Here is a 7,453-nt window from a genome sequence, read left to right as displayed (position 1 = left end):
GGCTCAAATTCCGATTCTTTTCAGCCACGATTCCACTCCGCCGGCACTCCCCGGCATGTCGATCCCAGCATCGTCCGACTTCGAAGGGCGATTGCTCCCCGCCAGGGCAAGGCTTTTGAGTAACTCAAAAGGTATCGAGTAACTCGATACACACCTTGCTGTTAGCCGATGCTAACAAAATATAAAACCTGTTTTATCGATTGATTTGTTGATTCATTGTCGTGTTATCATACCGATTGAATATTCGAATATCGGATGAAATATATATCCGCAGATTGGTTAGTACATTGCAACATTGGTACGTACCAACCGATTTGCATATAAACATATAAATATGCAAACGTACAACAATAACGGGCAGGTAATTCCTGCCCGTCGTTACTTTTAACAACAGCTATTCAAGGTGGTTGAAACCACAATCGGCAAAATTGTCCGAGTTCGTACTGTCGTCTTTTGCAACAACCATTGTCGAATGATTGCCGCATGGCGGCTATTCAGCCGAAATGCCAGCGCAAAGATCGTTTCGAGGTTATAGGCGTCGGCCCCGTTTCCGTTCGGTAGGCGAATACATCGCTTTGTCTCCGATTCCCGCACGATGCCGCTTTTGTAAAGCGCTTTAATCGCCGTCCGAATCGTCGGAACAAGAATCCCGAACAATTCCGCCAACTCTATCTCTGTCATCCAAATTCTATCGCAGCCAATAGGCATAGATAACTGCCCATGCCCGTCTATTGTAAGATATTCTCTTTTCATCGGAATTACCGCTTATTGATTCAATAGTAATACATCCCCCGAAAACATCTGCTCGTTCATCTTCCGCATTTCTTTACCGATGAGCTGTTCCGAGAATTTGGCATAGTGCCGCGTCATATTGGTATTCGAGTGTCCGAGAATCTTTGCCAGCACGTCGATCGGCATTCCATACTCTACGGCCAAACAAGCGAAAGTATGTCTTGCTACATGTGTGGTCAGGTTCTTCGGGATGTTGCAAATGTCGGCGATCTCTTTTAGGTAGGCATTCATCTTTTGATTACTCGGAACCGGCAGCAGTTTCCCTGTCGCTCGTAACTCCGCATCCCGTTCGTATTTCTTCAGCAGTGCCAACGGGTACGGCAATAGCGGAATACGACTCATGACGGCCGTCTTCTCTCGCGGCTTATAAATCCACGTTGTTCCGTTGTCGTCCGTACGGATATGTTCCCGTCTCAAATGTTCCGCATCCGTGAATGCCAAACCGGTCAGGCAACAAAAAGCGAAGACATCCCGAATCCGATCCAGCCGCTCGTTCGGCAGTCTCTTTTGCACCAATGTCTCCAACTCTTCACGCGTGAGATGGTCTTTCTCTTTGTTGTGCTCCTCTTTGAGCTTATAGTTCCGAAACGGGTCTTTCTCTATCCACTCGTTACGTAGACAATAGCGGGTAAAGTTCTTCACGCAATCGAGCAGATTCACGGCTCCGTTGTGCTTGCAGTTGTGGGCTGTTTGCAGGAAAGTATTGAAGCCGTCGAGAAACTCGTAACCGACAGCCGAAAGCAAAATATCATCTTTCTTGTAATGTGCGGCGACATATTCTTTCAGATATCGCAGTACCCTATGATATTTGTTTGCTGTTAGTTGAGTAATCCGCACGCCGACCTCTGCCTGTCGTTTCTCGCAGTATTTTTCTAATTCTGCAAGAAACATAATCGAAAGCGTGGTGGGATTCTGCAACCGCTCCTTAATCTGAATACAATTACCCTCGTAGCCTTTGGAAATCAACTCCTGCCGCACAGCGAGAATCCTTGCGCGGTAATCGTCTAAATAAGAATTGACTTGCTGACATAGCTTGTCTTTGCCAGTTGCCCGCTCTTTGGATTGATTCCATTTGTCGGCAGGAACCGAACACTGGATGTAGATCTCTTTGGAGATACCGTTGGTTGTAATGCGGGCCAGAATAGGGGTTAAGCCTGCCTTGTTGGTGCGTGCCTTACGCAGAAAGTAAGTTACGCTGAATCGTTTTCTTTCCATCGTCCGAATACATTTTGAGTTTGACAATCAAACGATTGAAAAGCCCGGAACGTTCGGCGCAAACCGATGTAATTCAACGCACTGCCGAAAAAGTGTGGTACATTTCTACCGCTCGCACCCGTGTACCACGATTCGGCACACCGAGAAGGTGCTTTTGCTTGCTGTCTTTTGCTACGCCACAAAAACGAAACGATTCCGCATATCATTGATATACAGAATCGTTCGCTTCGTGCTGCGCAATATTGTCCAACAAAAAAGGTCCTTCTGTGAAGGATCTCGTGAGCGGAAAACGGGATTCGAACCCGCGACCCTCAGCTTGGGAAGCTGATGCTCTACCGACTGAGCTATTTCCGCATTACGGAGTACAAAGTTACTCCGTTTTTTTTATTTGTCAAGTTTTCGAGCCCCGAAAATTGCGTTCAGTCCACGATTTTTTTCAGCGACGCGAGGTTCTCGGGATTTTTCAGCCCGCGGCCTTCGGGGGTGTAGAGGTAGTCGATCCGGCAGCGGAAGTGCTCCTCGACCTTGCCGCGCACGACCTTCATCGTGCTGTTCACCAGTCCGTTCTGCTCTGTGAACGCTTCGTCTACAATGGCCAGTCCCGCCGGTAGCCACCGTTCGGGGAACTCCCCGGCATAGACCCCGCCGGCCCGGTAACGGTCGATCTCGGCACCGAGAATCTCGGCGGCAGCGGCGGCACGTTCCCCTTCCGGAACTCTGCGGGCCTCCAACTCGCGCCGCAAAGCCTCGCGGTTGGGAACCACGATCGCCCCCGTGAAGGGACTCTGATTGTTGTGGATGATGATCTGGTCGATGTAGGGCGACTTGTCCACGATCGCCTCCTCCATGCCTTCGGGGCTGTACTTTTCCCCGTCCGAGGAGATCAGCAGGCTTTTGAAGCGTCCCAGCACATAGAGGAAATCATCCTCCGAGACATACCCCATGTCTCCCGTGTGCAGCCATCCGTCGCGCACCGTTTCGGCTGTGGCTGTGGGATTCTTCCAGTACCCGGCCATGACGTTCTCGCCGCGGATGACGATCTCGCCCTTTTGTCCGCGGGGAACCTCCTGGCCCGCTTCGTCGAGGATCTTCAGGTCGAGCGGAATGAGTATCTTGCCCGACGAGCCGAAACGGTGCCAATGATGCTTGGGCGAATTGGTCGAGATGACGGGCGTGGCTTCCGAAAGCCCGTATCCCTGGAACATCGGGATGCCGATGGCGTAGTAGAAGCGCTGCAACTCGGAATCGAGCAGCGCCCCGCCTCCGACGAAGAATTTCATGCTGCCGCCGAACGCCTCGCGGACCTTGCGGAACAGCACGGCGTCGAACAGCGCCACGAAAGGTTTCAGCACGATGCGCCAGCCGCGGCCGCGGCTGTATCCGTCGCCGTTGTAGGCGTATGCCGTGCGAAGCGCGAGGCGGAAGAGCCGCTCGGAGAATTTGCCTTTGGCCCGGATGGAGCTTTCGATCCCCTTGCGGAAATTCTTGGCCAGCGCGGGCACCGACAGCAGGAAGTGCGGCTGCACCTCGCGGATGTTCTGCGGAATGTTTTTGAGCGTCTCCATCGGTGTCGCCCCGATCTGAACCGTGGCCACCGAGGCGCCGCAGGCGATCATGATGTAAAATCCCACGACATGCGCGAAACAGTGGTCCAGAGGCAGGATGATGAGCGTCCGGTAATGCGACGGGATGTCGATGCGCGACAGCGACTGTTCGACGTTGGCCGTGTAGTTGCGGTGCGTCAGCACCACGCCCTTGGGGTCGGCCGTCGTGCCCGACGTGTAGGTGATCGTCGCATAATCGTCGTTCCGGATCGCCTGGCCTGTTTTCAAGAACTCCTCCCGGTTTTTGGCCAGATAGTCGCGGCCCAGGCGTTTCAGCGTACCGTAAGCCGTCTCTCCGGATTCCAGCGGAATGTGTCCGAGAACGATCACATGCTCCATCTGCGGCAGTTCGGCGCGGATGCGGCGGATCTTCGGCAGCTGGTATTTCGACACGAAAACGGCCTTGACCTCGGCGTGCCGCATGCGGAACAGCAGGTCGTTCGACTCTTCGAGCTTCACCGACAGCGGCACGCTGATCGCCCCGGCGTAGAACAGTCCCAGTTCGGAGATGATCCACGCGTTGCTGCCTTCGGCCAGGATGGCGACCTTGTCGCCCGGGCGAATCCCCGCCGAAGCGAGGCCCGCACCGACTTCGAGCGCCTGCTCTTTGGTTTCGGCATAGGTCGTGGGCTCGAATTTGCGGTGCCGTTTCTCGAGCAGGAAAGTTTTGGCTCCGTACTTCTCGACGGAGGCTTCGAAGAGGTCGATGATGGTCTTTTTCATGACGCTTAGTCCATTTTTAACACGGCGAGGAAAGCCGACTGGGGAACTTCGACGTTGCCGATCTGGCGCATGCGCTTCTTGCCCTTCTTCTGTTTTTCGAGCAGCTTGCGCTTGCGCGAGATGTCGCCGCCGTAACACTTCGCCGTCACGTCCTTGCGCACGGCCTTGACCGTTTCGCGGGCGATGATCTTGGCGCCGATGGCCGCCTGTATGGCGATGTCGAACTGCTGGCGGGGAATCAGCTCCTTGAGTTTCTCGCACATCTTGCGTCCGAAATCGTAGGCGTGGTCCGTATAGGTCAGCGACGAGAGGGCATCGACCGGCTCGCCGTTGAGCAGAATGTCGAGTTTGACCAGCTTCGAGAGCTGGAATCCCGTGCGGTGGTAGTCGAACGAGGCATACCCTTTCGAGATGCTTTTGAGTTTGTCGTAGAAATCGAAGACGATCTCCGACAGCGGCATGTCGAAATTGACCTCCACGCGGTCCTGCGTGATGAAGGTCTGGTTTTTCATCACGCCGCGCTTGTCGATGCACAGCTTGATGACGTTGCCCAGGAACTCCGACTTGGTGATGATCTGCGCCTGGATGTAGGGCTCCTCGATCTTGGCGATCTTCGTCACTTCGGGCAGCCCCGAGGGGTTGTGCACCTCCACCACGTCGCCCTGCGTCGTGGTGATGCGGTACGACACGTTGGGCACGGTCGTGATGACATCCATGTCGAATTCGCGGTACAGCCGCTCCTGGATGATCTCCATGTGCAGCAACCCGAGGAATCCGCAGCGGAATCCGAATCCCAACGCCAGCGAGCTTTCGGGCTCGAACGTCAGCGAGGCGTCGTTGAGCTGCAATTTTTCGAGCGACGCGCGCAGGTCCTCGTACTGGTCGGCCTCCACCGGGTAGACGCCTGCGAAGACCATCGGCTTCACGTCCTCGAATCCGGCGATGGCCTCTTGGGCGGGATTTGCGACCGAGGTGATCGTGTCGCCGACCTTCACGTCCTCCGAGGTCTTGATGCCCGAGCAGATATACCCCACGTCTCCGGCCTTGATCTCCTGCCGGGGTTGCATTTTGAGTTTCAGCACGCCTATCTCGTCGGCGTCGTATTCGCTGCCCGTGTTGAAGAACTTCACGTGGTCGCCCTTGCGGAGCGTGCCGTTGAAGACGCGGAAATAGGCGATGATGCCGCGGAAGGGGTTGAACACCGAGTCGAAGATCAGCGCCTGCAACGGCGCGTTTTCGTCGCCTTTCGGAGCGGGAATGCGGGCCACGATGGCTTCCAGCACCTCTTCGACGCCCGCTCCCGTCTTTCCCGACGCGAGCAGAATATCTTCGTCCTTGCATCCTATGAGGTCGATCACCTGGTCTTTTACCTCGTCGATCATCGCCGAGTCCATGTCGATCTTGTTCAGCACGGGGATGATCTCCAGATCGTGTCCCACGGCCAGATAGAGGTTCGAGATGGTCTGCGCCTGAATGCCCTGCGTGGCATCGACCACCAGCAGCGCCCCTTCGCACGAGGCGATGGCGCGCGACACCTCGTAGGAGAAGTCCACGTGCCCCGGGGTGTCGATCAGGTTGAGCGTGTATCGTTGTCCGTCGCGGGCCGTGTATTCCATTTGGATGGCGTGGCTCTTGATGGTGATGCCCTTTTCGCGTTCGAGGTCCATGTCATCGAGCACCTGCGATTGCATTTCGCGCTGGTTCAGCGTGTTGGTCTTTTCCAGCAGCCGGTCGGCGAGCGTCGATTTGCCGTGGTCGATATGGGCTATGATGCAGAAATTGCGGATGTTTTTCATAGATAAGGGTAAAATCTGTCGCAAATATACACAAATTTTTGAATATATAGGAAGCCCCCGATTTGCCGGAATGACGCAAATTGCTTATATTTGCAACTTCAACAAGTTAGGTTTAAGATGTTAAGCAGACAAATCGCATCCAAGCTCCGGGGCTATGAAACCCCGTTTTACCTTTATGACACGGCGCTGCTGCGCCAGACTCTCGAAAGCGTCGTCTACGAGTCGAAAAAATACGGTTATAAGGTACATTACGCCATCAAGGCCAACTACGACGACCACCTGCTGGCCATCATCCGCGAATACGGACTGGGCATCGACTGCGCTTCGGGCAACGAGCTCCGCAAGGCCGTCGAGGCGGGTTTCGATCCCAAGGGCATCGTCTACGCCGGCGTGGGCAAACGCGACAAGGAGCTGAAATACGCCATCGAGCAGAATATCCTCGCCATCAACTGCGAGTCGATTCAGGAACTGGAACTCGTTGACGCTTTCTCGGCCGAGATGGGCAAGGTGACCGATATTGCGCTGCGCATCAACCCCGACATCGACCCCAAGACCAACCATTGCATCGACACGGGCCAGGCCGACAGCAAGTTCGGCATCTCCTACGAAGAGGTGCTCGAACACGCCGCGGAGATCCGGGCGTTCAAGAATATCAACATCATCGGCCTGCACCTGCACATCGGATCGCAGATCCGCGAGCTGCACGTCTTCGAGAACATGTGCAACAAGGTCAACGTCATCGTCGAGAATCTAGAAAAGCTGGGCTGCAAGTTCCGCTTCGTCGATGTGGGCGGCGGTTTGGGCGTCAACTACGACGTTCCCGAGAACGAGCCGATCCCCAATTTCGCGTCGTTGTTCTCGATCGTCCACAACCACCTGCGCATCGGCGACCGCGAGGTTCACTTCGAGTTCGGGCGTTCGATCGTCGCCGAATGCGGCGAGCTGATCACGACGGTGCTGTTCAACAAGACCACCGCCACGGGCCGCAAACTGGTGATCGTCGATGCTTCGATGACCGAGCTGGTCCGCCCGGCGATGTACGGCTCGTACCACAATATCGAGAACATCACGGCCCGCGAGGAGGAGGCTCCCAGCGAAAAATATACGGTCGTGGGCACGGCCTGCGAATCGACGGACGTTTTCGACGAGAACGTCAGCCTGCGCAAGACGCGCCGCGGCGACCTGCTGACGATCAAATCCGCCGGGGCCTACGGCATGTCGATGGCCTCGCGCTACAACCTCCACGATCTCCCCGGAGCCGTTTACAGCGACGAGTTGTAGAAATTAAAAATGAGAAGTGAAAAATTTCGGGACCAACTGAAT

5 protein-coding genes and 1 tRNA gene are annotated in these 7,453 nt (G+C 55.1%); 1 reads left to right on the top strand and 5 read right to left on the bottom strand.

Annotation, left to right across the window (positions count from 1 at the left end):
• Window positions 1–384: 384 nt before the first annotated feature.
• The 5 genes from WMO46_RS05665 to lepA all read right to left on the bottom strand — a co-directional run bounded on the left by WMO46_RS05665 (window position 385) and on the right by lepA (window position 6,130).
• Entirely contained in the window at window positions 385–753 is a 369-nt protein-coding gene (locus WMO46_RS05665) for a hypothetical protein (RefSeq protein ID WP_129649824.1), read from the bottom strand.
• Between the two features lie 12 nt (window positions 754–765).
• Window positions 766–2,007, bottom strand: a complete 1,242-nt coding sequence (locus tag WMO46_RS05660; protein WP_129649822.1) for a site-specific integrase — start codon at window positions 2,005–2,007, stop codon at window positions 766–768.
• A 281-nt stretch (window positions 2,008–2,288) separates the two neighbouring features.
• Window positions 2,289–2,361 (bottom strand) — tRNA-Gly (locus tag WMO46_RS05655).
• Between the two features lie 65 nt (window positions 2,362–2,426).
• Window positions 2,427–4,334, bottom strand: a complete 1,908-nt coding sequence (locus tag WMO46_RS05650) for an AMP-dependent synthetase/ligase (protein ID WP_129649820.1) — start codon at window positions 4,332–4,334, stop codon at window positions 2,427–2,429.
• A 5-nt stretch (window positions 4,335–4,339) separates the two neighbouring features.
• On the bottom strand, window positions 4,340–6,130 hold the full coding sequence (gene lepA, locus WMO46_RS05645; RefSeq protein WP_129649818.1) for a translation elongation factor 4: 1,791 nt from the start codon (window positions 6,128–6,130) through the stop codon (window positions 4,340–4,342).
• A 117-nt stretch (window positions 6,131–6,247) separates the two neighbouring features.
• Between lepA and lysA the strand changes: the two genes are divergently transcribed.
• Window positions 6,248–7,411: a diaminopimelate decarboxylase gene (gene lysA, locus WMO46_RS05640; RefSeq protein WP_019150322.1), complete on the top strand. Its 1,164-nt coding sequence runs from the start codon at window positions 6,248–6,250 to the stop codon at window positions 7,409–7,411.
• Window positions 7,412–7,453 lie beyond the last annotated feature (42 nt).

The sequence above is a fragment of the Alistipes intestinihominis genome, from assembly GCF_040095975.1.
GTDB lineage: Bacteria > Bacteroidota > Bacteroidia > Bacteroidales > Rikenellaceae > Alistipes > Alistipes senegalensis.
The sequence above is the reverse complement of the archived record's forward strand: the minus strand, read 5'-3'. Positions and strand labels throughout refer to the sequence as shown.